This is a genomic window from Gaetbulibacter sp. PBL-D1 (genome assembly GCF_050509525.1).
In the GTDB taxonomy this organism is placed as follows: domain Bacteria; phylum Bacteroidota; class Bacteroidia; order Flavobacteriales; family Flavobacteriaceae; genus Gaetbulibacter_B; species Gaetbulibacter_B jejuensis.
Window position 1 is genome coordinate 25,841 of record NZ_JBNWKB010000016.1, and the last position, 25,107, is coordinate 50,947.

22 protein-coding genes are annotated in these 25,107 nt (G+C 33.7%); 11 read left to right on the forward strand and 11 right to left on the reverse strand.

Annotation, left to right across the window (positions count from 1 at the left end; genetic code table 11):
- Positions 1-110 precede the first annotated feature (110 nt).
- From ACQ0RB_RS13035 to ACQ0RB_RS13045, 3 genes are all read left to right on the forward strand, one after another.
- Positions 111-1,373: a hypothetical protein gene (locus ACQ0RB_RS13035; protein ID WP_430498970.1), complete on the forward strand. Its 1,263-nt coding sequence runs from the start codon at positions 111-113 to the stop codon at positions 1,371-1,373.
- Between the two features lie 157 nt (positions 1,374-1,530).
- A complete protein-coding gene (locus tag ACQ0RB_RS13040) occupies positions 1,531-4,026 on the forward strand; it encodes a zinc-dependent metalloprotease (protein ID WP_430499024.1) in 2,496 nt (831 codons plus the stop codon).
- Between the two features lie 90 nt (positions 4,027-4,116).
- Positions 4,117-5,016: an endonuclease/exonuclease/phosphatase family protein gene (locus ACQ0RB_RS13045; protein WP_430498972.1), complete on the forward strand. Its 900-nt coding sequence runs from the start codon at positions 4,117-4,119 to the stop codon at positions 5,014-5,016.
- A 73-nt stretch (positions 5,017-5,089) separates the two neighbouring features.
- On the opposite strand, the gene ACQ0RB_RS13050 is transcribed toward ACQ0RB_RS13045, so the two are convergent.
- From ACQ0RB_RS13050 to ACQ0RB_RS13080, 7 genes are all read right to left on the reverse strand, one after another.
- On the reverse strand, positions 5,090-6,727 hold the full coding sequence (locus ACQ0RB_RS13050; protein WP_430498974.1) for a dipeptidyl-peptidase 3 family protein: 1,638 nt from the start codon (positions 6,725-6,727) through the stop codon (positions 5,090-5,092).
- 52 nt (positions 6,728-6,779) lie between these two features.
- Positions 6,780-7,331 (reverse strand): GDYXXLXY domain-containing protein, encoded by a 552-nt coding sequence (locus tag ACQ0RB_RS13055; protein WP_430498976.1) that lies wholly within the window; start codon positions 7,329-7,331, stop codon positions 6,780-6,782.
- A gap of 3 nt (positions 7,332-7,334) precedes the next feature.
- On the reverse strand, positions 7,335-8,624 hold the full coding sequence (locus tag ACQ0RB_RS13060; RefSeq protein WP_430498977.1) for a DUF2157 domain-containing protein: 1,290 nt from the start codon (positions 8,622-8,624) through the stop codon (positions 7,335-7,337).
- Between the two features lie 31 nt (positions 8,625-8,655).
- A complete protein-coding gene (locus ACQ0RB_RS13065) occupies positions 8,656-8,919 on the reverse strand; it encodes a hypothetical protein (protein WP_430498979.1) in 264 nt (87 codons plus the stop codon).
- Positions 8,920-8,987: 68 nt separating this feature from the next.
- Complete coding sequence (locus ACQ0RB_RS13070) at positions 8,988-9,470, reverse strand: hypothetical protein (protein ID WP_343799308.1); 483 nt, start codon at positions 9,468-9,470, stop codon at positions 8,988-8,990.
- A gap of 35 nt (positions 9,471-9,505) precedes the next feature.
- Positions 9,506-9,973 carry a hypothetical protein gene (locus ACQ0RB_RS13075; RefSeq protein WP_430498981.1) on the reverse strand — a complete coding sequence of 156 codons (468 nt, stop codon included), beginning with the start codon at positions 9,971-9,973 and terminating at the stop codon, positions 9,506-9,508.
- Positions 9,974-9,981: 8 nt separating this feature from the next.
- Entirely contained in the window at positions 9,982-10,131 is a 150-nt protein-coding gene (locus ACQ0RB_RS13080) for a hypothetical protein (RefSeq protein ID WP_161566759.1), read from the reverse strand.
- Positions 10,132-10,282: 151 nt separating this feature from the next.
- Between ACQ0RB_RS13080 and ACQ0RB_RS13085 the strand changes: the two genes are divergently transcribed.
- From ACQ0RB_RS13085 to ACQ0RB_RS13095, 3 genes are all read left to right on the forward strand, one after another.
- The gene (locus ACQ0RB_RS13085) at positions 10,283-11,794 is read left to right on the forward strand and encodes a hypothetical protein (RefSeq protein WP_430498983.1); all 1,512 of its coding nucleotides are present in this window, start codon (positions 10,283-10,285) and stop codon (positions 11,792-11,794) included.
- Between the two features lie 79 nt (positions 11,795-11,873).
- Entirely contained in the window at positions 11,874-12,344 is a 471-nt protein-coding gene (locus ACQ0RB_RS13090) for a hypothetical protein (protein WP_430498985.1), read from the forward strand.
- Positions 12,345-12,482: 138 nt separating this feature from the next.
- Complete coding sequence (locus ACQ0RB_RS13095) at positions 12,483-12,821, forward strand: hypothetical protein (protein ID WP_131508973.1); 339 nt, start codon at positions 12,483-12,485, stop codon at positions 12,819-12,821.
- Between the two features lie 33 nt (positions 12,822-12,854).
- On the opposite strand, the gene hemL is transcribed toward ACQ0RB_RS13095, so the two are convergent.
- From hemL to ACQ0RB_RS13110, 3 genes are read right to left on the reverse strand one after another with little or no spacing between them, the layout of a single operon-like run.
- Positions 12,855-14,141 (reverse strand): glutamate-1-semialdehyde 2,1-aminomutase, encoded by a 1,287-nt coding sequence (hemL, locus tag ACQ0RB_RS13100; protein ID WP_134200982.1) that lies wholly within the window; start codon positions 14,139-14,141, stop codon positions 12,855-12,857.
- 3 nt (positions 14,142-14,144) lie between these two features.
- On the reverse strand, positions 14,145-14,960 hold the full coding sequence (locus tag ACQ0RB_RS13105; protein ID WP_262733770.1) for a glucosaminidase domain-containing protein: 816 nt from the start codon (positions 14,958-14,960) through the stop codon (positions 14,145-14,147).
- Between the two features lie 6 nt (positions 14,961-14,966).
- Positions 14,967-15,857 carry a 1-aminocyclopropane-1-carboxylate deaminase/D-cysteine desulfhydrase gene (locus ACQ0RB_RS13110; protein WP_430498987.1) on the reverse strand — a complete coding sequence of 297 codons (891 nt, stop codon included), beginning with the start codon at positions 15,855-15,857 and terminating at the stop codon, positions 14,967-14,969.
- A gap of 155 nt (positions 15,858-16,012) precedes the next feature.
- On the opposite strand from ACQ0RB_RS13110, the gene ACQ0RB_RS13115 reads away from it, so the two are divergent.
- Positions 16,013-20,074: a T9SS sorting signal type C domain-containing protein gene (locus tag ACQ0RB_RS13115; protein WP_430498989.1), complete on the forward strand. Its 4,062-nt coding sequence runs from the start codon at positions 16,013-16,015 to the stop codon at positions 20,072-20,074.
- 80 nt (positions 20,075-20,154) lie between these two features.
- Here ACQ0RB_RS13115 and ACQ0RB_RS13120 read toward each other — a convergent pair whose 3' ends face one another.
- Positions 20,155-20,478 carry a hypothetical protein gene (locus ACQ0RB_RS13120; RefSeq protein ID WP_430498991.1) on the reverse strand — a complete coding sequence of 108 codons (324 nt, stop codon included), beginning with the start codon at positions 20,476-20,478 and terminating at the stop codon, positions 20,155-20,157.
- A 50-nt stretch (positions 20,479-20,528) separates the two neighbouring features.
- On the opposite strand from ACQ0RB_RS13120, the gene ACQ0RB_RS13125 reads away from it, so the two are divergent.
- The 4 genes from ACQ0RB_RS13125 (at position 20,529) to ACQ0RB_RS13140 (ending at position 25,076) form a co-directional block, all read left to right on the forward strand.
- The gene (locus tag ACQ0RB_RS13125; protein WP_161566758.1) at positions 20,529-20,690 is read left to right on the forward strand and encodes a DUF5522 domain-containing protein; all 162 of its coding nucleotides are present in this window, start codon (positions 20,529-20,531) and stop codon (positions 20,688-20,690) included.
- A gap of 17 nt (positions 20,691-20,707) precedes the next feature.
- Complete coding sequence (locus tag ACQ0RB_RS13130) at positions 20,708-22,702, forward strand: urocanate hydratase (RefSeq protein ID WP_430499026.1); 1,995 nt, start codon at positions 20,708-20,710, stop codon at positions 22,700-22,702.
- Positions 22,703-22,728: 26 nt separating this feature from the next.
- Positions 22,729-23,274 carry a DUF4136 domain-containing protein gene (locus ACQ0RB_RS13135; protein WP_129761035.1) on the forward strand — a complete coding sequence of 182 codons (546 nt, stop codon included), beginning with the start codon at positions 22,729-22,731 and terminating at the stop codon, positions 23,272-23,274.
- 125 nt (positions 23,275-23,399) lie between these two features.
- Positions 23,400-25,076: a SulP family inorganic anion transporter gene (locus tag ACQ0RB_RS13140; RefSeq protein WP_430498993.1), complete on the forward strand. Its 1,677-nt coding sequence runs from the start codon at positions 23,400-23,402 to the stop codon at positions 25,074-25,076.
- Positions 25,077-25,107 lie beyond the last annotated feature (31 nt).

Genomic DNA, 25,107 nt, shown 5'->3' on the forward strand with positions numbered 1-25,107 from the left:
TTAACAGCTCTTTTTGAGGAAAAAAACTAGCACAACACCGATTTAAACTGCTTATTAACAACTTTTTTTATTACATTCGCTCAGCTATTAATCAATTTTTAACCCAAACAATGAAAAAACTTAGTCTAGCTTTAATGCTTATGTCATTATTTTTTTCGTGTAATAATGACGATGACCAAATTACAGTTCCTGAGTGTATAACTCCCTACAACTTAACCGAAACCAATATTACATATCAATCAGCTATAGCTCATTGGGAAGACGACAATGTAGATGCTGTTTACAAAATTGAATTTGGTGTTAGTGGATTTCAATTAGGCACAGGACAATCATTTACAATTTATGATAACTCCTACTTATTTACAGGCTTATCAGCTAATACAACTTATGATTACTACGTAAAAACCATTTGCGACATCAGTAACGAGAGTATTTTATCCAGTGTAAAAAGCTTTACTACGCTAACTAATCCTGTGATTCCTGAGTTTAAACCTACACTTTCTGAATTAAATCTTTTTAGTGGAAATTTATCCAATTTACAACCTAGCACTTATACTTTTGAGTACGAATTACATTCAGCACTTTACACTGATTACGCTCATAAACAAAGGCTAATAGCTTTACCGCTTGGTGAAGAAATGATATACAACGGAGACGGTTTACCACTTTTCCCTGACAATACTGTTATTGCAAAAACCTTTTATTACAATGTTGACGACAGAGACGAGTCGCTAGGAAGGAACATTATTGAAACTAGAATTCTTATAAAGTTAAATGGCGAATGGGAAGCAGGTAATTATGTTTGGAATGAAGCACAAACAGAAGCTTATCTAGACAATGATGGTTTAGAACTTCCTGTAAGTTGGATTGACAATAACGGAGACACTAAAAATGTTAATTATAAAGTACCATCTTATGATGATTGCTTTACTTGTCACCAAACTTATGGAGCAATGACTCCAATAGGACCAAAATTAAGAACACTTAATTTTAGCGTTGATGATGTTAACCAACTTCAAGCATTAAAAGACAGAATGTTTCTTGCAGGTCTTTCTGACCCAAGTACAGTAAGCACATTACCTAATTGGGAAGACACTTCTTTATCAACTCAAAAGCGTGTTAGAGCTTACTTTGACGTAAACTGCGCGCATTGTCATTCAGCTGGTGGTTTCCATAACGAAAGTTATTATGAAGCATTAAACTTAGACTACGAATCAGATTTTGAAGATACTTTTATTTACGAAAGACGCTATAGCATAATGGCAAGAATTCAAACTTCAATTGAAGGCTACAGCATGCCTTTTATAGGTGTTACAACACCTCATCAAGAAGCGTTAGATTTAATTATACCATATCTAGAAACCCTAGAATAAAAATAAACTTCACAAATAAAAAAGCAGCTATAAATCAATAGCTGCTTTTTTTATATAACACTAATTTAACGTTAAAAAAATACTAAAAAACTCTAAAAGACCTCTAAAAATTTTCAAGTATTCCGTATTTTCACGCATCTTAATTTAAAACCAACATATTTTGAAACGATTTTCTATTAAATTGCTTTTTGTTGCAACAGCGTTCCTAGCGTTCTCTTGTTCAACAACAAAAAAAGCAAGCAAATCAAAAACCTCAGCAAGTGCTTCAGCCAAAGCACCTTCTAAAAAACCAGGAAAAAACGACCCACAACCTTACAGTAAAGTAATCACAAAAGATGCTAAAAGTGATGCTGGTCTATTTACAGTTCATCAAGTTGATGAAAGTTTCTTTTATGAAATCCCTGATTCTCTGTTTGAGCGTGAAATGTTAATGGTAACAAGAATAGCTAAAACTGCTAGTGGACTAGGTTTTGGTGGTGGAAAACAAAACGAACAGGTATTACGTTGGCAAAAGAAAGGCAACAAAGTAATTTTAAGAGTAGTATCTTACAATGTTGTTGCTGCTGACTCACTTCCTGTGCATGAAGCTGTAGTAAACTCAAACTTTGAGCCTGTATTATTTACGTTCCCTGTAAAAGCTATTGGAAAAGACTCTACAAGTACAGTAATTGACGCATCTCCTTTATTTGAAAAAGATGTAAAAGCTTTAGGACTACCACAGTTTAGAAGAAGTGGTTATAAAGTTTCTAGAATGGAAAGCGACAAATCTTTTATTGAATCTATTAAAAGTTACCCTCACAACATTGAAGCTAGACACGTAAAAACGTATGCAGCTGGAAATCCGCCTTCAAACTCTAGCACAGGAACTATTTCATTAGAAATCAACAACTCAATGATTTTGTTACCAGACAACCCAATGAAGCGTCGTTATTTTGACGAGCGTGTTGGATGGTTTACAAGCACTCAAACAGATTACGGACTTGGTGACCAAAGAAGTAAAACTCTTGAATACTTAGACCGTTGGAGACTAGAAGTAAAAGACGAAGACATTGAAAAATTTAAAAGAGGTGAATTAGTTGTTCCTAAAAAACAAATTGTTTACTACATAGATAGAGCAACTCCTGTAAAGTGGAGAAAATATATTAAACAAGGAATCGAAGATTGGCAAGTAGCTTTTGAAGCAGCCGGTTTTAAAGAAGCTATTATAGCAAAAGATCCTCCATCTGTTGAGGAAGACCCAGATTGGAGTCCTGAAGACGTTAGATATTCTGTAGTACGTTATTTAGCTTCTCCAATTCCAAATGCGAATGGACCTCACGTAAGTGACCCAAGAACAGGAGAAATTTTAGAAAGTGATATTAACTGGTACCACAACGTTATGTCTTTATTACGTGGTTGGTTCTTTGTACAAACTGCAGCTATCAACCCTGACGCTCAAAGCCCAGAGTTTAGAGATGAAGTTATGGGACGTTTAATTCGTTTCGTATCTGCTCATGAAGTTGGCCATACATTAGGATTACCTCACAACATGGGAAGTAGTGTTGCTTACCCAGTTGAAAAATTAAGAGACGCTGAATTTACTCAAAAGTATGGTACTGCTCCTTCTATTATGGATTATGCACGTTTTAACTACGTTGCGCAACCAGGAGATGAAGGTGTTGCATTAATGCCAAACATTGGTGTTTATGATAAATATGCTATTGAATGGGGTTACAGACCTATTTTAGATAAAACTGCTGAAGAAGAAAAACCAATCTTAAACAGTTGGATTACAAAGCATGCTGGTGACCCAATGTACAGATTTGGACACCAACAAGTAGGTGATATTCACGACCCAAGCTCTCAAACAGAAGATTTAGGTGACGACGCTATGTTAGCAAGTGAATATGGTATTAAAAACTTAAAACGTATTGTACCAAACTTAATCACATGGACAACTGAAGCTGGAGAAGATTATGATGACTTACAAGAAATGTACGGTCATGTAGTGTCTCAGTTTAACCGTTACATGGGACACGTATCTAACAATATTGGTGGCGTATATGAGCATTACAAAACTGCTGAACAAGATGGTGTTGTTTACACTGCAGTACCTAAAGACCACCAAAAACGTGCAATGAAGTTTATACAAGAACAATTATTTGATACTCCAGATTGGTTAATTGACAAAAACATTTTTGATCGTATTGAGTATTCAGGTTCTGTTGATCGTGTTAGAGGAATACAAGTAAGAACATTAAACAACATTATGAGCTTAGGTAAAATGCAACGTTTAACCGAAGCTGAAACATACAATGGTAACAATGCATATTCGTTAACAGACATGATGAAAGATATGCGTTCAGGTATTTGGAGTGAATTACGTACAGGTAGAAAAATTGATACTTACAGACGTAATTTACAACGTGCTCATATTGATAGACTAGGCTATTTAATGACTGCTGATAGTCAAAGAAAAGCTCCTGATTTTGGAGGATACCAAAAGTCTACTGCTGTTAACACAAGTCAGTCAGATATTAGAGCAGTTGTAAGAGCTGAGTTAAAATCACTTCGTAGCCAATTACGTTCGGCTCGTGGTGCTGATGAAATGAGTAGAATTCATATTGCTGATGCCTTAGAGCGTATTGATGCAATTTTAAATCCGAATGGATAATTTACATTAGTAATTAATAACTGAAAAAGCTCCAGAATTATCTGGAGCTTTTTTTATACAATAATAGCATAAATCAACAGTTAAATAGTAATGATGAAGCTTATCAAAAAGTATCGTAACTTCCCTTTAATAGTCTTTGTTATACTGCTTTTAATTCATTTTGTTTTAAAAGACAATTTCCCTTTAATCAGCACTGTATTTTACAGCACTCCTCTTATAACCATTATTTTTTATGGTATTGTTTTATGCTTTATTTTTTGTAGAAAAAGAAAACTAGTTCTACTTCTTTCTGCTTTATTAACTCTACTAACCTTCTATTTTTTCAACAACTACTACTTCAGTAATAAGGCAAGCATTGAAAATACCACATCTTTAGTATTTTGGAATGTGGCTAAAAAAGAACATTTTCCTATTGAAATAATTTCTAATATCATTCGCGAACATAACCCAAATATTCTATCATTTGTTGAAGCTGTAGATGTTTCAAACGAGGATTTAAATACTCTTAACAAATTACATTCTGAGTTTGAATTTAAAGTTTTGAAAGGAAACATGCTCATTGGAATTAAAGGTTCAATTATTGAAACCAATTATCTTTCTAAAAGTGATAACTACAGATTCAACTTTATTAAAGCCTTAGTGAAAAATAAAGAGTTTTCTATTTTAATGACTGATCTTTATGCAAGTCCGTTAAAAGACAAAACAGAAGCGTTTGAACAAATAGCGCTTTACAACAAAAGACACTCATTTGATTTCATTCTAGGTGATTTCAATACACCTTATGAAAGCATTCATTTTGAACAGCTTAAAAACAACTTTACTAGTTTCCACTCAAAAAGCAATGGTTTTACAGCTACATGGCCTTTTGGTATTCCATTGTTGGAGTTAGATCAAATTTGGATTTCAAAGAAATTCAACCCTATAAAACTAAGTAAACACTACTTTCAAAATTCATCTGACCACGCTTTATTAGTTGCATCATACCAATAAATAAAACTTAAGTATTGAAACAAAAAAAGCTCTAGGTTTCCCTAAAGCTTTCTTTTATGTTAATGAGTTTAAATTACAACCCTAATACATCTGTTCCTTGTTCGTAAATAACATCTACAGGAATATTAGCAGAACTTAAACGGTCTAAATCTGATTGTAATTCCTCTGAGATTTTACCTTTTTCAGCAACAAGTTTTGCTACACCATCATAGTCGCCATTTCCTTGAAGTGTTAAAATAAGACTAGATAAATCTTTCATAGCAACAATCATATTTGCATAGTCAATTTTATAAGTTCCGTCAGCATTTCTCGTAAACGCACCTTTGTCTTTAAAGAAATTAAAACGAATCATGTTTGCTTTTCCATGTGCAGATGATGCTCCAAAACGAACAGAACGGAAAATACTAGCCATAAACGTAGTCATGTAGTCTTTCATATCGCCATCAATTTCACCTTTTTCATGTAACTGTTGTACCATATAAAGTCCTAACACGTCTGCTTTTCCTTCTTCTAAAGCACTTGCAAGCTCTTTTAACGACGTTCTAACTGTTCCTTTACCGTTTATAGTATTTTTTATACCAAGACCATGTGCCACCTCATGAAACATTGTATTAGCAAAAAAAGCATCAAAAGTGATGTGTTGCCTTTGGCTTTCATCTATTAACACATCTGAAATTGGTACTAAAATTTTATCAAACTTAGCACGCATAGCATTTTTAAGCTGAAGACGTCTAGTTCCTTTTTGCAACTGTACTTCCTCATCGTTAGGTAAGTTAATAGCAATTGTTTTACTACCAGAGTTACAATCTCCAGCATAATACACTACATCGTAAGCATTTAAATCGCTATCTGTTCCTGGAGTTTCTTGTTTGTAAGCATCAGCTACAGGAATTCCTTTTTGAAGTTCAGGTAAAAAGCTAGCAAAACGCGCTAATTTAGCACTCCACTCTTGGTCTTTAATTAACACATAACCTTCGTGTGCTGCTTTATTACCAAACATTTGGTCTTCATAAGTTTCAATAGGACCAATAACGATATCAAGCGTATTGGTTTTCATGTCCATCCAAGCTAAATCACTTGGTTGATAGTTATCATCTAATAACGCTTGTGCTCTTAGCTCTAAGTATGTTTTTAAACCTTCATCTTCTGCTAGTTTAGCTGCTTCTTTTAATAATTCAGAAACCTCCTTAACTTCATTTTCAAATTGTTTGTGATAAGGAATTGAATACAGTTTTCCATTTTCGTCTCTACGCACAAAGTTGTAGATGCTTGATTTATCTTCAATATCAGCAGCTTCAAATTCTTTTTTGGTCATATCCTTTGGATAAAAATTTGCACCTAAAGGCTTCTCTCCTACACCTTCAACAAATGGTTTGTTACCATCTAATCTATCCCAAGGACCATAATTGATTTTTACAAAGGTTTTAGTGTCTTCGTCTTCAATTGAGTTCAACAACTCTGTTTTGTCTCCATAGGCTTCATACCAAAATAAGTCGTTCATTTTTTCAGCAGCTTTAATAAGCAAAGGCAACATTTGTTGTTCTTTTTCGGAAAGCTTATTTACATCTGAAGTTAGTTTAACGCTTACGTATTTACCTAAGTTTTTTTGCATTTCGGTTTGCGTTGGTCCTTCACTTACTACTTCTTTTTTGTCTTCTTTACAAGACGATACAATCACCATAAGTGAAAGCATTGCGAGTATATTCTTCATAAAATTTAATGAGTTAATTTTGATTGTTTCAAAGTTAGTCATTTCAAATATACTATTCAACATAATCAGCAATAGGAATCTCATCAATAAACACATTACCCAACACTGGTTCGCCTTCTTTTATAAACACTAAAGCGTAAGTGTTATTGGGTATTGAATCATTTTGTGCATTGGCATGAGCAATTTCAGCGTCATAGGCTTTGGTTTCGTTCATATAAAACTCGTTAAACGGATAGTCTAAACGAAGTGTTTTATCATAACTGCTATAATAACTCACTTTTGCGCTTATAAAGTTTCCCTTACCAGGTTTAGTTCTAGTTACTTTATCAATCTTAGCAAACCCTAAACTATCCTCAACAACCGACACGAAAACCGGTTCATGTCTTGACCAAGTAGAATCAGTAGTTTTTATAGTATTAGCTTCGAAATTTAAGTAAATATACTTGCCCTTAAATGGGTTTGAAGGATCTACAGGTTGGGTTTTAAATTTAAAAGCTGTTCCTGTTTTTAAAATATCTTCTTGGTTAAAAATCATTTGAGCTGGCAGTATCAATTGCGCAACAGCAACCAAAATAAACACGATGAATATATGTATTGTTTTCATGATTTAATGTTTAGAATTAAGTTTAGACTTTTGCTTTTTAAGCATTACATAATTGGTTATAAAAAATCCAGCGCCAACACTCACAAAAAGCAAACCTCTAATAACGTAGCTCATATCTGTATCAAAAAATCGACAGACAACCAAGGCTGTTATAATAAGTAAACCGTAGTTTAAAATTCCGAAGTGAAATTTATCTGTTCCTATTTTTACGGTTATTAATCCTAAAGCAAAAATGATACAATTAATGGCAATGGTTGGTATAATACTGTTGCTTGTTCCTATAAAAAACAGAACAGTAAACATAATAAACACGATGTGGAACAAATTGAAACTTTTAATCCATTTTTTTGAATACGAATACCCTAAAACCATTGCTGTTACTACAAACAAAAACAAGGCTATAAAAAACTCTTGAGAGGCAAACGTTAAATTGTTTTCGTTGAATTTCCAAATCCAGTTAAAACTTGTCCATAACAATAAAATTACCGTTCCTAAAGAACCAAAAATCAAGTACCCATTACGCCTCAATTTTTGATCATCAAAAAACGGAATCTTGCCAATGTTATAAAACAAACCAAACAAGATAACATACATTAAATACCCATAATCACCTTGATTGTTTACAAAAGCACCTAAAGTGATAGTGCAACTTAAAGGTAATATCCAGTTAAATATTGAAGTAACATTGGCTTTTGGATGGTTTTTTAATAGTTGCCAGTAATGTGGCAATACCAAAGCCATTAGCCCTAAATACAACCAAGGTGTTTGTTGCATTGTAAAATAACCGTAACCATAGTTGCATGCATAATATGTTGCAAATACTATGTGAAGCATTGCCAACGCATTAGATTTGAGCAAATAAATTAGTGGTAAGCACAATACAATCCAAGTGAGTAAAAAAGAACTTAAATCACCTGGTATATTATAAATTTGACTTACCAAAGCTATGCTAGAACCTACTGCAAAAAACAGGAATGTTCCTGAGGCTTCTTTCCAAGTGGCACTCTTATTTTTTAAAATAGAATAGCCTACAAACAACTGACCTATTACCAAAGGTAAAAATGCAAAAATGGTTTTTGTTGCTCTTGTAAAATTGTCCCAATTATGTGCTAAAATGAGAATAACACCTAAGCCGACCAAAATGGATCCCAACACACCAAATACTGTAAATAATTTATTTGGTTTATCGTCTTGTTTCGATTGGTAATAGACCTCAATATTACGAGCCACGTCTTCTGAAATGACTTGGTCTTTCACCAACTGTGGTAATTCTTTTATGAGTTTTGAGTTCATTTTATTATAGTTATAAATACTAAATTAATTTTTATTGAAAAGGAAAAAGCAAAAGAGTCAGGAAAATCATAAAAACCATCATTAATACAAACACATGATTTCTATTCGATTTATTTTTCTTTATGTAAATAAAGTAATAGACTATACTTAAAATTATTCCTAAAGCTATTAAAAACGGAATTGTCAATACTATAATTAATGAACCTCCACCATCTGCCATAGGAATGATAGGAATCAAAATAAATGTAATGAAACCGCTTAAAATAAGTAAAATGACTTTTGAGAAATCTTTCATTATTGAACTTTTTTAAAACCTCGCAACCAAAAATTTAGCTACGAGGTTTGAGGTTAACTAACCAATCATCAAAACAAAAAAATCATATATACGATGATACCTTCGGCAATTCCTGTTACGATGCTCATTCCTAAAATGTCCTTAATCTTGGTTTTTAAAAAGAATACAGTACTTAGTATCGCTATAATAGCTGCCAATAAAATTTCTAAAGCACCTATTTTAGACAGTAAAAATGTAATACCAGTAAAAGCTGCAGTAATTGCTACTGTAATGATGCAGAACTTTATTATTTCCTGTTTACTATAATTACCTTCAATAAATCCTTTGCGTAAGTCTCTTAATATTGAGAGTATAAAAAGCAATGGCACTACTGATAAAAATGGTGCAAAAATAACTTTGATGCCTTTCACTATAGACAAATCGTTGTAAAAGAAAAACGCAATTGCGGTAAACGCTAAAAGACCTGTAACAATTATAGATTGAAATGTGAATAGCAGTTCTCTTTTTCCTGAGTTACTTGTTGGTTTTGGAGTATTCATAATTGGATTCATAATATTAAATTTTGATGATTAAACTTTGTTTTGATTTAAGCTGATAAAAAGAATATGTGTATCGCTAATGATAACAACACACCACTTAAAATACCGTTAGCTCTTAAGTTGTTATACAGAATGTAATTAAGCACATAGCTACTAATGGTTGTAGAGTTTATTAAGTGCGCAAAAATTAAATTATCTTCAAGTTTTTGACTTGTTATTAGTTCTACTAACTGCATAAACAGTACACCTATGACAATAGTAGCAACCAGCAACACTGTTGCTGGTTTTTGGTTTTTTGCTTTGTATTCGTCTGTGTTTTGCGGTAAAAAATGTTCTATTAAAATAAAACGCACAAAAAACAACATTGGAATTGGGAATAGTATTGATGCTATAATTTTAATAACATCTTTTAAGGTTTTTATTTCGTCGTATCCCAAAAACACCAAATAAATAAACACCACTACCGAAATTCCTGTTGTAACAATAAAAGCTGTATTTAAATTTTTGAGTTTCATTACAGCCACTATTGGTTAATACTTGCAACAGTATTATTTGCCATAAAGGTGACACAGTTATTGTATTGGGTTACAACTTCTTTTGAAATAGATTTTGAAAAGATTGTAATTGTACCGAATACGATTACAAATACACTTACTTTTAAGAATGATTTCATAATATTTTGTTTTGTTGATTACACAGCAAATCTGCAACACATCACAAAATATCAAAACACGTTTTTAAAATATTACTGACGATATATTTTATAATTTACAGTTAAAAATTACTATATTTAGTATTATAAATAATTATTTACTGACGATTAAATGACTGACTTAAAATCTATTATTTCTACATTTTCAAGCGAAGACCAACAGCGTTTTGTATTGTATTTAGAAAAAAAGAACAAACGCAACGACACTAAAAACATTCAGTTATTTAAGCTATTAACTAAGGACGGTTTAACATCTAAAGACATCTGCATAAAACTTTATAAGAGCAACAAAGCAGATGCCTATCATGCGTTGCGCAAGCGTTTGTTTCAATCTTTAATCGATTTTATTGCGAATGCAAATCTAGAAGAAGAAAATTCTGTAGATATGCAAATTATAAAATACATTTTAGCTTCTAGAACTTTCCTACTACACAACAACCCTAAAGTTGCTTACAAACTATTAGACAAAGCCGAACTATTAGCACAAGAGCATTATCTATTCCCTATTCTTAATGAAATTTACCATACCAAAATACAGTATGCTTACACCAACCCTACGGTAGATATCAATACACTTATAACCAAGTTTAAAATCAACCAAAAAAATCACTTTTTAGAAGAAGAACTCAATATTGTGTATGCAAAAATTAGACAAACATTACACAACATTACCTACAAAGGTGAGATTGTCGATTTTCAAACCTTATTAAATTCAACACTAAACGAACACAACATAAGCGTTTCAGAATCTATGTCGTTTAAATCGTTATATCAACTCATGACCATTGTAAGTATTTCAGCTTTTGTCACTAACGACTATCTAAAAATTGAACCGTTTATCATCAATACCTACCAAAACATTAAATCGCACAAAACTAAAAACAAGCAACCGTTTTATCACATTGAAGTACTTTATTTAATAGCGAATACACTGTTCAGAAACAAAAAATTTAATAGCTCATTAGAGTATTTAAACCTGATGCATGAACAAATGTTACAGCATAAAAAGAAACACTACAATAATTTTAAACTGAAATACAATTTGCTTACTGCTTTAAACTATAATTACACCAACCAACAAGACAAAGCCATAGCATTACTAGAAGGTTTTAGAGTGCCAAAACACCCTGATATAGAATCGTTATTAGACATCTATTTAAGTTTAGTGATGTTTTACATTCAAAAAAACGAATTCAAAAGTGCTTTAAATATCTTTTCAAAATTTTACCATACTGACAATTGGTACATGCAAAAAGCAGGAAAGGAATGGGTTATTAAAAAGAATTTAATTGAAATTATTTTACATATTGAACTCAAAAATATCGATCTAGTAGAATCGCGTTTATTAAGTTTTAAAAGAACGTATCGTAGTTACCTAAAAAACATCAACCAAGAACGTGTAATTACATACTTAAATCTTGTGGAGTTTTACTATAAAAACCCAGAGCAAGTCACCACAACAACGTTTAAAAACAAAGTAGAAAACTCATTTGTTTGGCTAGATGCAAAGCAGGAAGACATCTTTGTTATGAGCTTCTATTCTTGGTTAAAAAGTAAGATGGAACACCAACCACTATACACTACAACGCTTAACTTAATCACTAAGGCTCAAACTGTTAATTAGTAGTTAAATTTCATCTCAATATTAAACCTTTTAAAACAACAGAAGTCAAAAGAACAAATAACTTTAAAAATAGAACACGATGAAAAAAGCAATAATCATTGCGTTGGCACTAGTAGCTTTTCAAGTCAATGCACAGGAAAGAAAAAAAGATTTTAAAAAAGGAGAAAGAAAAGAACGAATGGAAATGATGAAGGATTTAACTCCTGAAGAATTTGCAACATTACAAACTAAACGCATGACACTTGAGTTGGATTTAACTGAAAAACAGCAAGAGCAAATGCAAGCTATTCATCTAGAAGAAGCACAACTTAGAAAAGCACAAATGGAAGAACGTCAAAAACTAAAAGATAGTGATGATGCAGAAAAGCCTTCTAAAGATGAAATGGTAAAACGAATGAACGACAGATTAGATCATCAAATAGAAGTAAAACAAAAAGTAAAAAACATTTTAAACGCTGAACAGTTTGAGAAATGGGAGGAGTCAAAAGCTAAGCATAAAGACAAAAGAGGAAAGCGTAAAATGATGAAAAAAGAACACAATAGAGATTAACATTTTTGATTGGTTGAGTATAGTTTTTTTGTTAATTGAAGCATCGAGATAAAACTCGGTGCTTTTTGTTTGTGATTATATCACAAAAATCATTAATTTAGTCAATCTATTTTTTTAAATACTTTAATCTTATCTATAATGAAAAAAATAATTACGCTTTGCTTATTTGCTTTTGCAATGTTACTTGGAGCACCTCAACTAAGTGCACAAAACAAACTTCAAATAAATCAAGCAGCTTCTGAAAAAGCAAAGGAACTGAAAAAAACCCTCAAGTTTGATAACATTCAACAAGAAGAAGTGTATCAAGCATTTCAAGAGTACGAAAAAGTATATCAAAGAATAAGCTCTGACATGGAAAACAATAAAGAGCTTAAGCAAAAGATTGACTTAGTATTGGCTCAAAAAATGAAAAAAATACTAAACGAAGAACAATACACGAGATACAAAGAACTCTACAACGTAGAAGACGAAGAATAAAAAAAAAGCGGTTTAAAAACCGCTTTTTTTATTTTATAATGTTTTAGCTACTCTACTAACAGCCTCAATAGTTTTATCTAAATCTTCATAAGATAAAGCATCACATAAAAACCAAGTTTCAAAAGCACTTGGGGCAATATAAACACCTTCGTTTAACATACCATGAAAAAAGGCTTTAAAACTAGCGTTATTTCCTTTAGCCGAAGTTTCAAAATCATAAACCTCATCTTTACAAAAATGAACCGAAATCATTGAGCCCACTCTATTGATTACATGATCTATGTTATGCTCTTGGAGTATTTTTGTCATACCTTTATGAAGGTATTCTGTTTTTTCAGCTAAACGTGTAAACAGCTCATCATCTAAATTAATTTCGGTTAACATTGCTAAACCAGCAGCCATAGCTAGTGGATTTCCACTCAATGTTCCTGCTTGATAAACAGCTCCTAAAGGTGCAAGGTGATTCATTATTTCATTACGCGCAGCAAAAGCGCCTACTGGTAATCCGCCTCCAATAACTTTTCCAAAGCAAACAATATCTGCATCCACATTAAACAGCTCTTGAGCACCACCTTTAGCAAGTCTAAAACCTGTCATAACCTCATCAAAAATCAATAGAATATTATGAGCATCACATAATGTTCTTAGTTTCTGTAAGAAGTTATCTTTTGGTGGAATACAACCCATATTCCCTGCAACAGGCTCTAATATAATACACGCTATTTCATCTGCATTTGCTTTTATAAGCGCTTCAACATTATCAATATCATTATACCTAGCCAACAAGGTATCTTTTGCTGTACCTTCAGTTACTCCAGGACTATTAGGACTACCAAAAGTTACTGCTCCACTTCCTGCCTGTATTAAAAACGCATCGCTATGTCCATGATAGCATCCTGCAAACTTTATTATTTTCTCTTTTCCTGTAAACCCTCTTGCAAGTCTTACCGCACTCATACAAGCTTCGGTACCTGAGTTTACAAATCTAATTTTATCAATATTTGGCACCATACTAATTGCCAATTCAGCAATTTTAGTTTCAATCTCAGTAGGCATACCAAACGACGTTCCTAGTTTCGCTTTTTCAACCACAGCATCTACAACTGGTTTATGTGCATGACCTAAAATCATGGGTCCCCAAGAATTAATGTAATCTATATATTGATTATCATCTTCATCAAAAACATAAGCGCCTTTTGCTGATTTTGCAAAAATTGGAGTTCCTCCAACAGCTTTAAACGCTCTAACAGGTGAGTTTACTCCTCCAGGAATTACATCTTGAGCTTCTTTAAATAAAGCACTACTTCTTTTATATAACATAAATTATTCAGATTTTATAATAAGCACCTGACCTATCGCAAGGTCATTATTACTCATATTATTCAACCGCTTAAGAGTTTCAACAGTTGTATTGTATTTTCTAGAAAGTGAATAAAGCGTATCTCCTTTTACAACTTGATGTGTAAGATGTCCTTCTTCAACAACATCATCATATTTGTTTGAAGGCCTACCAAGCACTTCTTCGTCATAACGATAAAGCTGATAGCGCTCAATTAAACTTATCAGTTTTTCTGGATATTTTCTATCGGTTGCATACCCTGCAGCTCTTAACCCTTTAGCCCAACCTTTGTAATCATCAATCTTTAACTGAAATAATTTTGAATAACGACTTCTTGATGTTAAAAACGTAGAATGATCTTCAAACGAAGAATTTGCATGATTGTATTTTCTAAAACATTCCTGAGAAGCATCGTCATCATGGTAAATTTTAGCACCAGTCCATCCGTGACATTTAATACCAAAATGATTATTTGCTTCAACTGCCAAACGTCCTTTTCCTGATGCTGACTCCAGTATTCCCTGAGCTAAAGTAATACTTGCTGGTATTTTATATTTCCGCATCTCCTCCATTGCTATTCCGCTATAAGTTGCAATATATGCATCAGTAGGACTAGCATAAGTTTTTGGAGAAGTATCTTCCTTTTCAGACGGATTAACTACAGTAGGTTCTTTTTCTGTTGGCCTTGAAACTTGTTCTGTTCTTGTAGTATTTCGTTTCTTTTTTGTAACAATTTTCTTTTTTGAACCACAGCTTAAAGCAATGGAACATAATAATAGTACAGCAAGTAGTTTTCTCATAAATTCTTAAACGATTAAAGGCCTATTTTGTTGCTTTAACTTTTGGTTCATTCCTTCAATTCCTTGTAAACCTCCAGTATGAATTGCTAATATTTTGGAACCTTTAGGAAAATAGCCTTCTTCAATTAAATCGTAAATACCAAACACCATTTTACCTGTATAAATAGGATCTAAAGGCACATTATGTTTACTCTTAAAGTTATTGATGAATTTTATTAAATCATCATTAGTCTTTGCGTAACCTCCAAAATGGTAATCGGTTATTAACTCCCAATTATTTTGTGTTGCAAATTTAGCAATTTCTTCTTGTAAAAAATCACCTTTTAACGCAGGAAATCCTAGAATCTTTTGATGTGAATTGCTAGAATTAATAACCCCAGAAATAGTACCTCCTGTTCCAACAGGACAGCAGATGTAATCAAAAACGCTGTCTGCTTCAGTCAAAATTTCTTCACAACCTTTTACAGCAAGTTCATTAGTACCTCCTTCAGGAAGAAGGTAAAATTCCCCAAACTCTTCTTTTAGGTTTTTTATAAAATCCTCATTAGTCTTCTCTCTATACCGCTGTCTTGTAACAAACTTAAACTGCATGCCACAAGCGTAAGCAAAAGACAAAGTAGGGTTAGTCTTAAAATTAGTTTTAAGCTCCTCTCCTCTTATAATCCCTATAGTTTTAAACCCAAATTCTTTACCAGCTGCTGCAGTTGCTGAAATATGATTTGAAAAAGCACCACCAAAAGTCAGTAGTGTATCAATATTTTGGTGTTTTGCAAACTCTAGATTGTATTTTAGCTTTCTTAGTTTATTTCCAGACACAAATTTATGATTGAGATACTCAGCCCTCACAAATAAATTATTATCAACACTTAAAGTGTTTTCAATAAGTTTTTTTTGCATTTAAATAGTTTTTCAATAAAATTTTAAAAATAAACGTTAAAACTATAATTATTTTTTATAAATTTAACATTATAACTCACTCCAAATCTAGCATTTAAATAGTTAATCTAACATTTACAACAAGTAATGTTATGGCTAATTTAATGTTTAGGTTTATGATAAGAAAATTACTTTGTTTTACTATTTGTTTTTTATTATTTGTTATTAATGGTTTTAGTCAATCTGATGACTGCGGAAATAATACTAGCGCACAAATAACTGTCAATACTACATGCAATACACTAAATTGGAATAACACAAGTAACACTGACAACTCTTGGAATTATAATGGTGCTAGCTGTGGAGAAAACCCAAGAGATGATGCGTGGGGTTGGTTTGATGCGATTAGCACCTCTACAACCATAATTTATAATCCAATCCAAAATGGTAATGTTATACTAACTCTTTTCGAAGGCGCTTGCAATATCAACATGACACCTGTTGCATGTGCAAATGATAACGGAAACTTAAATGCGAATAATGAAGAAACCATTACTTATAACACAATCATTGGTCAACGTTATAGAATAAGAATTCAACGAGCTGGCGGAGATGGAAGCATAAATGGTACTATTTGTGTTTACGATTCAAGTCCTGTTTCAAACGACAATTGCACTGGAGCAATTACATTAACACCTGATACAAGTTGCATTCCTACTAGTGGTTCAACTATTGGAGCGACTCAATCACTAACTGGCTGCACTGGTTATGCAGACGATGATGTTTGGTACAGTTTTTTAGCAGTAGAGACTGCACATACTATTTCTGTAAATGCCGGATCAATTTATGATTTAGTCCTTGAAGTTTTCTCGGGCTCATGTAGTTCACTTACAAGTATTGAATGTGAAGATCTAAATTACCCGTTTTTTGGAGACCCTGACAACGAAACAATTAACCTAACGGGTTTAACTATAGGCAACGAATATTTTATCCGAGTTTATAGCTATGAACATGATTCAAACTTTAATGATAGAGGTACTTTTGACATATGTATTACAACTCCTGTAGACCCTTGCTCAACTATAAATACTATAGCTAGTTGTGGAAATACGGTAAACGCAACAATCGCTCCAGGAAATGGAACATATAATACAGGAGATTGCGGTTGGTCAACACCAGGAACAGAGTTAATTTATGAATTCACACCTACGATTGATGGAGATTATTACATAGACCAAGACAACTCATTCACTTACATAGATTACATGTACAAAACAGGAACTTGCGACGACAATAACTGGACATGTATCGATGCTATCACAGGAAACATTGATAGTTCCAGTTTCACATTAACCGCAAACACGACATATTACATAATGCTAGATCCAGAAACAACTTCTGGTGGAAATGTTACCTTCAGTATTGTTTGTCCTTGCGATCCTGGTCCAATAACTTCAAATAATCTTCCTGGATGTCCCTCAATAACTGCTGGTGGATTAAGTTTAAATGGAGTTGATCCGCCAGCCAGAAGTTGCACAGATAGCGGCTGCATAACCTTAGAAGCCTCTTATTTAGATTTAGGCGAAACAACAGATTATACTGTCGAGCATATTGGATACAATCCTCCTTACCAATTCAATAACTTGGCCAACCCTGTTAGTGTCAATATAGATGATGTATGGTCACCTGTTATCAACTTACCTTTTAACTTTTGCTTTTACGGAAATAATTATAATCAATGTGTTGTAGGTTCCAATGGAGTCCTTTCATTTGACACCTCAAGTTCTGATGGCGATTTTTGCGAATGGCAGTTTAATGACAACTTGCCTAGCACAAACTTATTTTTAAATACTATTTTCGGCACTTATCAAGATATTGACCCTAGTGAAGGCGGAGAAGTAGGATGGGAATTAGTAAATTTACCTACAGGATGCAGAGCACTAGTTGCTGCATGGCATGATGTTCCAATGTATCAAAATGCATTTGATGGAGATGGTTCAAAATTATACACAGGCATGATTGTGCTTTATGAAAACACTAATGTTATAGACATATATATTGAAGAAAAAGTTATTGATGATATAGATTGGTGGATTACTGGAGATGTATGGAATGAAGGAAATGCGATAGTAGGCATTCAAAACAGTAATGGAACTCAAGCCGTAATTCCTCCTTGTAGAAATGGATTAGATCAAAATTGGTCAACCACTACCGAGGCTTGGAGATTTATTCCTTCGGGCAACTCATTAACCTCAATAACTTGGTATGAAGGATCTGGAACAACAGGTCCTGTAGCAGGAACTGGAAATACAATTTGCGTGGATCCTGCTATTACAACAACCTACACAGCCGAAGTCACCTATAATTTATGTAATGGAACCATAAGAGAAACTGATGAAACCGTAGTTACTATAAACGATGTAAAAATATGGGATGGCTCTGAAGCTACTAACGATTGGATGGAACCACTCAATTGGTCTGATGACACTATTCCTACTTCAGCAGACTGTGTAGTAATTCCTATCACAGGAAATGACCCTGTACTTTACACCAATGACGATGGAGATGGATTAAATCTTACAGTACACGATGGAGCAACTTTAACAGTACAATCTGACGCCTCTGTCACAATTGTTGACTTTGTAGACATACAAGGGGCAGGAACAATTCAAATCAATAGTAGTGGTAGTTTAATTCAAGTTAATGATGTACCAACTGTTCCAAATACAGGCAACATCACAATGAACAGGGATGCTAATATAAGAGGTACTGATTACGTATATTGGTCATCTCCAGTCAATAATTTTAATGTAAATAATGTTTCCCCAGGCACATCAACAAATTATATTTACGAATGGATTACAACTATACCTAATGGTTTTACACCTCCTCCTGTTATTCCTATTTGTTTTGGAAACTGGTCAAATTCAGCAGGATCCTTAATGCAAAACGGGAAAGGATATATTGTAAGAGGTCCAGATGCTTTTACCAACACTCCTGCAACTTTTACTGCAACATTCAATGGTGTAGCCAATAACGGCATCATTACTAAAACCATTAATAGCGGAACCAACACAAGCACAAACGGTAATTTCACATACAATCCATATGGCAATGATTTATTAACCGTAACTCCATTTGATGACAATTGGAATTTACTAGGAAACCCCTATCCCTCAGCCCTTGATGCTCAAGCTTTTTTAACCCATCCTAATAACACCATTATTGAAGGCGCAGTTCATATATGGACTCATGGCAGCATTCTTGGAACTTATACCGATTCATTTTATGAAGACTATGTATTAAACTATAATATCTCAGATTATGTAACATACAATTTCTCTGGGACCAATACCTATCAAGACGAATCATTTAGTGGACAAATAGCCTCTGGTCAAGGGTTCTTTGTTTTAGCACTTAATGATAGTGAAACTGGTAGCGTTACATTCAACAATAGCATGAGGCAACTGTCAGCAAGCTATGACAACAGTCAGTTTTATCGAACACCATCAAGTGATAATGTAAACCACAACTCACAATCTAGCCTAGAAAAGCATCGTATTTGGTTAAACTTAGTATCTCCAAGTCAATTATCCTCTAGCATATTAGTAGGTTACATTGAAGGAGCTACAAATCAAAAAGACCGCCTTTATGACGCATACAATAAAGAGTTCAATGCATTAAACTTGTACTCTAAAATTGATGACAAAGGAATGATCATACAAGGAAGAGCTTTACCTTTCGATCAAAATGACCAAGTACATCTAGGTACAGTTTTAACTGAACCAGGGATTCACACTATAGCTATTAGCAATGTAGATGGCTTATTCACTAATGAAGACCAAAACATATATCTAGAAGACACTTACACCAATACAATACATGATTTAAAAATTTCGCCTTATATCTTTAGTCTTAGTCAACCAACAACATTTGACGACCGTTTTATCTTAAGATACACCAATGAAACACTTGACATCGACAAAGATGACATTAGAGGTCAATTAAGTATCTCTGCTCCTAACGGTGATTATATTAAAGTAAAATCCGAAACAAACACTATAGATTCTGTAATTATCTACGACCTATTAGGCAGAAAATTATTTGAGCAAAAGAATATTAACCAATTAGAATTTATCATACGAGATAGTAATCTTTCGGATGCCACATATATTGTAAAAGTTACTCTTACTGAATCTAAAAAACAAAAAATTCAAAGAATCATTTTAAAACAGTAAAAAATTAATATATAGCACTTCTCTAGAAAAGACCTATCCAATTACGTTAGGTCTTTTTTTTGCATCTAACTTGAATAAAATTATAAATACTTTAAAAAACTATACAACCTACGATGTTTCAAATAATTAAGCTGAGCTTCCTGAAAGTAAGCTTCTCGCTCAAAAGAAATATTTCTGTAAGCTAAACTCCATCTTTTATACTGCAAAAGTCTTATAAGAAACTCAAAACCATAAATCACAAAAAAAGGAATAATCAACAATTCTATTTGTTGTTGTAAATGAATTCGCTCATGATTTAAAAGCACAGTATCTTCTTTCAAAGCTTCATACTTTAAGAATACAAAAGGATAAATTGTAATTCCAACATAACCTTTAGGCACTATATATTTCGAAACCAATATCATAGTCTTGAAACTTCAAAAATCAATCCAAATTACATTATCTTTGTTAGATTATGAAAAAAATCATTCCTATTGAAGAAGGAGATTATTACTTAACTCCTGAAGGCTATCGCTGTTTCACAGAGCAATACCACCTAAAACGTGGCTATTGCTGCGAAAGCGGATGCAGACACTGCCCATACGGATTCAATAAAAAGCAATTAAAAAGAAACTAATGTCAACAACAACTAATATATCTTTTAAAGAACAAATACTACAAGGAATACCAAATACATTACCTAATCCTAAACCTTATGAAGCTTCTATTAATCATGCACCTAAGCGCAAGGAGATTCTTTCTGATGAAGAAAAAAAATTGGCCCTTCAAAATGCGTTGCGCTACTTTGAACCGCAACACCACTCAACACTTCTTCCTGAATTCAAAGAAGAATTAGAGACTTATGGACGCATTTACATGTATCGTTTTAGACCTGATTATAAAATGTATGCACGTCCAATTGATGAATATCCTGCCAAATCAAAGCAAGCTGCAGCTATCATGTTAATGATTCAAAACAATTTGGATTATGCTGTTGCGCAACATCCACATGAATTAATTACGTATGGCGGCAATGGCGCTGTGTTTTCTAACTGGGCGCAGTATTTATTAACTATGCAGTATTTAGCAACCATGACAGATGAGCAAACGCTTGTTATGTATTCTGGTCATCCTATGGGTTTATTTCCATCACATAAAAACGCGCCTCGTGTAGTTGTTACCAACGGAATGATGATTCCTAATTATTCCAAACCAGATGATTGGGAAAAATTCAACGCTCTTGGCGTTACACAATACGGACAAATGACAGCCGGAAGCTATATGTATATTGGACCTCAAGGCATTGTTCACGGCACAACAATTACCGTTTTAAACGGATTTAGAAAAATAAACAAATCTCCTAAAGGACATATTTTTGTCACCTCTGGTTTAGGCGGAATGTCTGGTGCGCAACCAAAAGCAGGCAACATTGCTGGCTGTATTACGATTTGTGCAGAAGTAAATCCTAAAATCACCCAAATCCGATTAGATCAAGGTTGGATTGATGAAAAAATTTCAGATTTAGATGAATTAGTAGCACGAGTACAAAAAGCGCAAACAAAGAAAGAAACAATATCAATAGCATACCTAGGAAATGTTGTTGAAGTATGGGAAAAATTTGATAAATCTAATATTCATATCGATTTAGGAAGTGACCAAACCTCATTGCATAACCCTTGGGCAGGAGGTTATTATCCTGTTGGATTATCTTTTGAAGATGCCAACAATATGATGGCAAATAATCCAGATTTATTCAAAACCAAAGTTCAGGAAAGTTTACGTCGTCATGCAACTGCTATTAACAAACACACAGAGAAAGGCACTTATTTCTTTGATTACGGAAATGCCTTCTTGCTCGAAGCTTCTCGTGCTGGTGCAGATGTTATGTCTGAAAACCCAACTATAGGTCGCGAATTTAAGTATCCAAGCTACGTGCAAGATATTATGGGACCAATGTGTTTTGATTACGGATTTGGTCCTTTCCGTTGGGTATGTACCTCTGGGAAACCTGAAGACCTTGCAAAAACAGACGCTATTGCTTGCGAAGTCCTAGAGGAAATCATGAAAAACTCACCTGAAGAAATCCAACAGCAAATGGCTGATAATATTCAGTGGATTAAAGGTGCTCAAGAAAACAAATTAGTTGTAGGCTCACAAGCCAGAATTCTTTACGCAGATGCTGAAGGTCGAATGAAAATTGCTAAAGCATTCAATGATGCCATTGCAAAAGGCGAAATAGGTTACGTTGTTCTAGGTCGTGATCACCATGATGTATCAGGTACAGATTCACCTTATCGTGAAACCAGCAATATTTACGATGGTTCTCGTTTCACTTCAGATATGGCTATACATAATGTTATAGGTGATAGCTTCAGAGGAGCCACTTGGGTAAGTATCCACAATGGTGGTGGCGTTGGCTGGGGAGAAGTTATTAATGGTGGATTTGGTATGGTTCTTGATGGTACTAATGAAGCAGAAACACGCTTAAAATCAATGCTTTTTTGGGATGTAAACAATGGTATTTCTAGAAGAAGTTGGGCAAGAAACGAAGGTGCTGTTTTTGCTATAAAACGCGCTATGGAACAAGAGCCTAATTTAAAAGTTACGGTTCCTAATCTCGTTGACGACAAACTGATGGACTCGTTATAAAACTCAAATAAAAAAAGAAAAAGAAGATGAAAAACACATTAAAACTATTAAGCTTTGTAGTTATTGCTACAATCTTCACCTCATGTAGCTCTGTGAGAGTTGCATCCGACTATGATAAAAGAGCAAGTTTTGACAACTATAAAACGTTTGCCTTTTTCAAAACAGGTATTGATAAAGCAGAAATTAATGACATTGACAAAAGACGTATTCTACGAGCTATTGAAAGTGAACTTTTAGCCAAAGGATACACAAAATCTGAAACCCCTGATATCCTAGTAAGTATCTTTACCAAATCAAGAGAAAAAGTAAATGTCTACAACAATGGTTGGGGACCTTATGGATATGGTTGGGGCTGGAACCCATGGTATTGGGGACCTTACAACAACACTTCTGTTTCAACTTCAACAGAAGGAACGCTCTATATCGATTTAATTGATGCCAACAAAAAAGAATTAGTTTGGCAAGGTATGGGAACTGGCTATTTGACTAAAAATATTGATAAAAAAGAAGAACGAATCAATGAGTTTGTTGCTAAAATCATGGAAAAATATCCTCCTGAGCTAAATCAGTAAAATCTTTTTACATAATTTTAAAAAGCATCAAACTAACGTTTGATGCTTTTTTATTTATTCTTCAATAACACCCATTTTAGGCTTAACCTATAAAAACTTATATTTGCGGCTTCAAAAAGTAAATTATGATTTTAGGTCAAACTACAAGAAAGAATTTTACCCAAAACCCTAAAGACGATATTTTATCAGGCCTTACAGTTGCATTAGCATTAGTGCCTGAAGCTGTTGCTTTTGCCTTTGTTGCTGGCGTAGATCCTTTAGTTGGATTGTACGGTGCTTTTATGATGGGAATCGTTACCGCTTTGTTTGGTGGTCGACCAGGAATGATTTCTGGTGCTACTGGTGCAATGGCTGTGGTTATGGTACACCTTATTCAAAAAGGAAATGAAGTTGGTCTTAACCTAGATACACCTATCGACAACCTTGGACTTCAATGGTTATTTATTACCTTATTATTTGTTGGTGGTATTCAAATTTTGGCAGGTGTTTTCAAACTAGGAAAATTCGTTAGACTTATTCCACATCCTGTAATGATGGGCTTTGTAAACGGTTTAGCCATCGTCATTTTCTTATCACAATTAAAATTATTCCCTAATGCTGTGCCGCAGGATATTTCATTTTTTGACAATACCTCTGAGTGGTTCTCAGCATTATTCTCAAATGCTGCTTTTTGGAAAATGATGGGCTTCATTGGATTGACAATGGGAATTATGTACGGACTACCTAAACTCACCAAAAAAATTCCTGCAGCTTTAGTTGCAATCCTTGTTGTAGCTTGTATTACGATTTTTGGTGGAATTGAAATGAGCACTGTTGGCTCTTTTATTGCAGAAGGTGGTGGTAAAGGTTTGGAAGGTGGATTACCAACATTTCAAGATCAAATTTTTGGGTTATTCGGAACACTGGCAGGACATTGGGATATTATTATTTCAACGGCATTTATTTTAGCTGCTGTTGGACTGATTGAGTCATTAATGACCTTAAATCTTGTTGATGAAATCACAGAAACAAGAGGAAATGGAAATCGCGAATGTATTGCTCAAGGAAGTGCCAATATGCTAAATGGTTTATTTGGTGGAATGGGTGGTTGTGCTATGATTGGTCAATCGATTATCAACGTCGATTCTGGTGGTCGTGGTCGTTTATCTGGCGCATTTGCCGCAGTAGCTTTGTTAGGATTTATTCTTTTTGCTGCACCATTAATTGAGCAAATTCCAATTGCTGCTTTAGTTGGTGTAATGTTTATGGTAGTTATCGGAACATTCGCTTGGTCTAGTTTTAGAATCATTCGTAAAATACCTATTGCTGATGCCATTGTACTTATTGCTGTTTCAGCAATTACCGTTTGGAAAGATTTAGCAGTAGCCGTTATCGCTGGTGTAATAATTTCTGCATTGGTATTTGCTTGGAAAAACGCAACAATGATTAGAGCACGAAAACGTATGCAAGCAGATGGCACAAAAACTTACGAAATTTGGGGACCGTTATTCTTTGGGTCTATTCAGAGTTTTAATTCTAAGTTTGATGTAAAAAATGACCCTGAAAACGTTGAAATAGATTTTGTTGAATCTCGTGTAAGTGATCATTCTGCTATGGAAGCTATTTTCAATTTGGTAAATAAATATGAAGCTGCAGGAAAAAGCTTAAAACTGAAACATCTTAGTGAAGACTGCAAAGCTTTAATGTATAAAGCAAGCCCTAAGTTTAAAGAGGTTATTGTCGAAGACATTAACGATCCTCGCTATTATTTAGCAGCCAATCCTGAAGAATTTACAAAACCGCTTTCGGAATACGATTTATAAAAGAAAAGCGACTCAATTGAGTCGCTTTTTT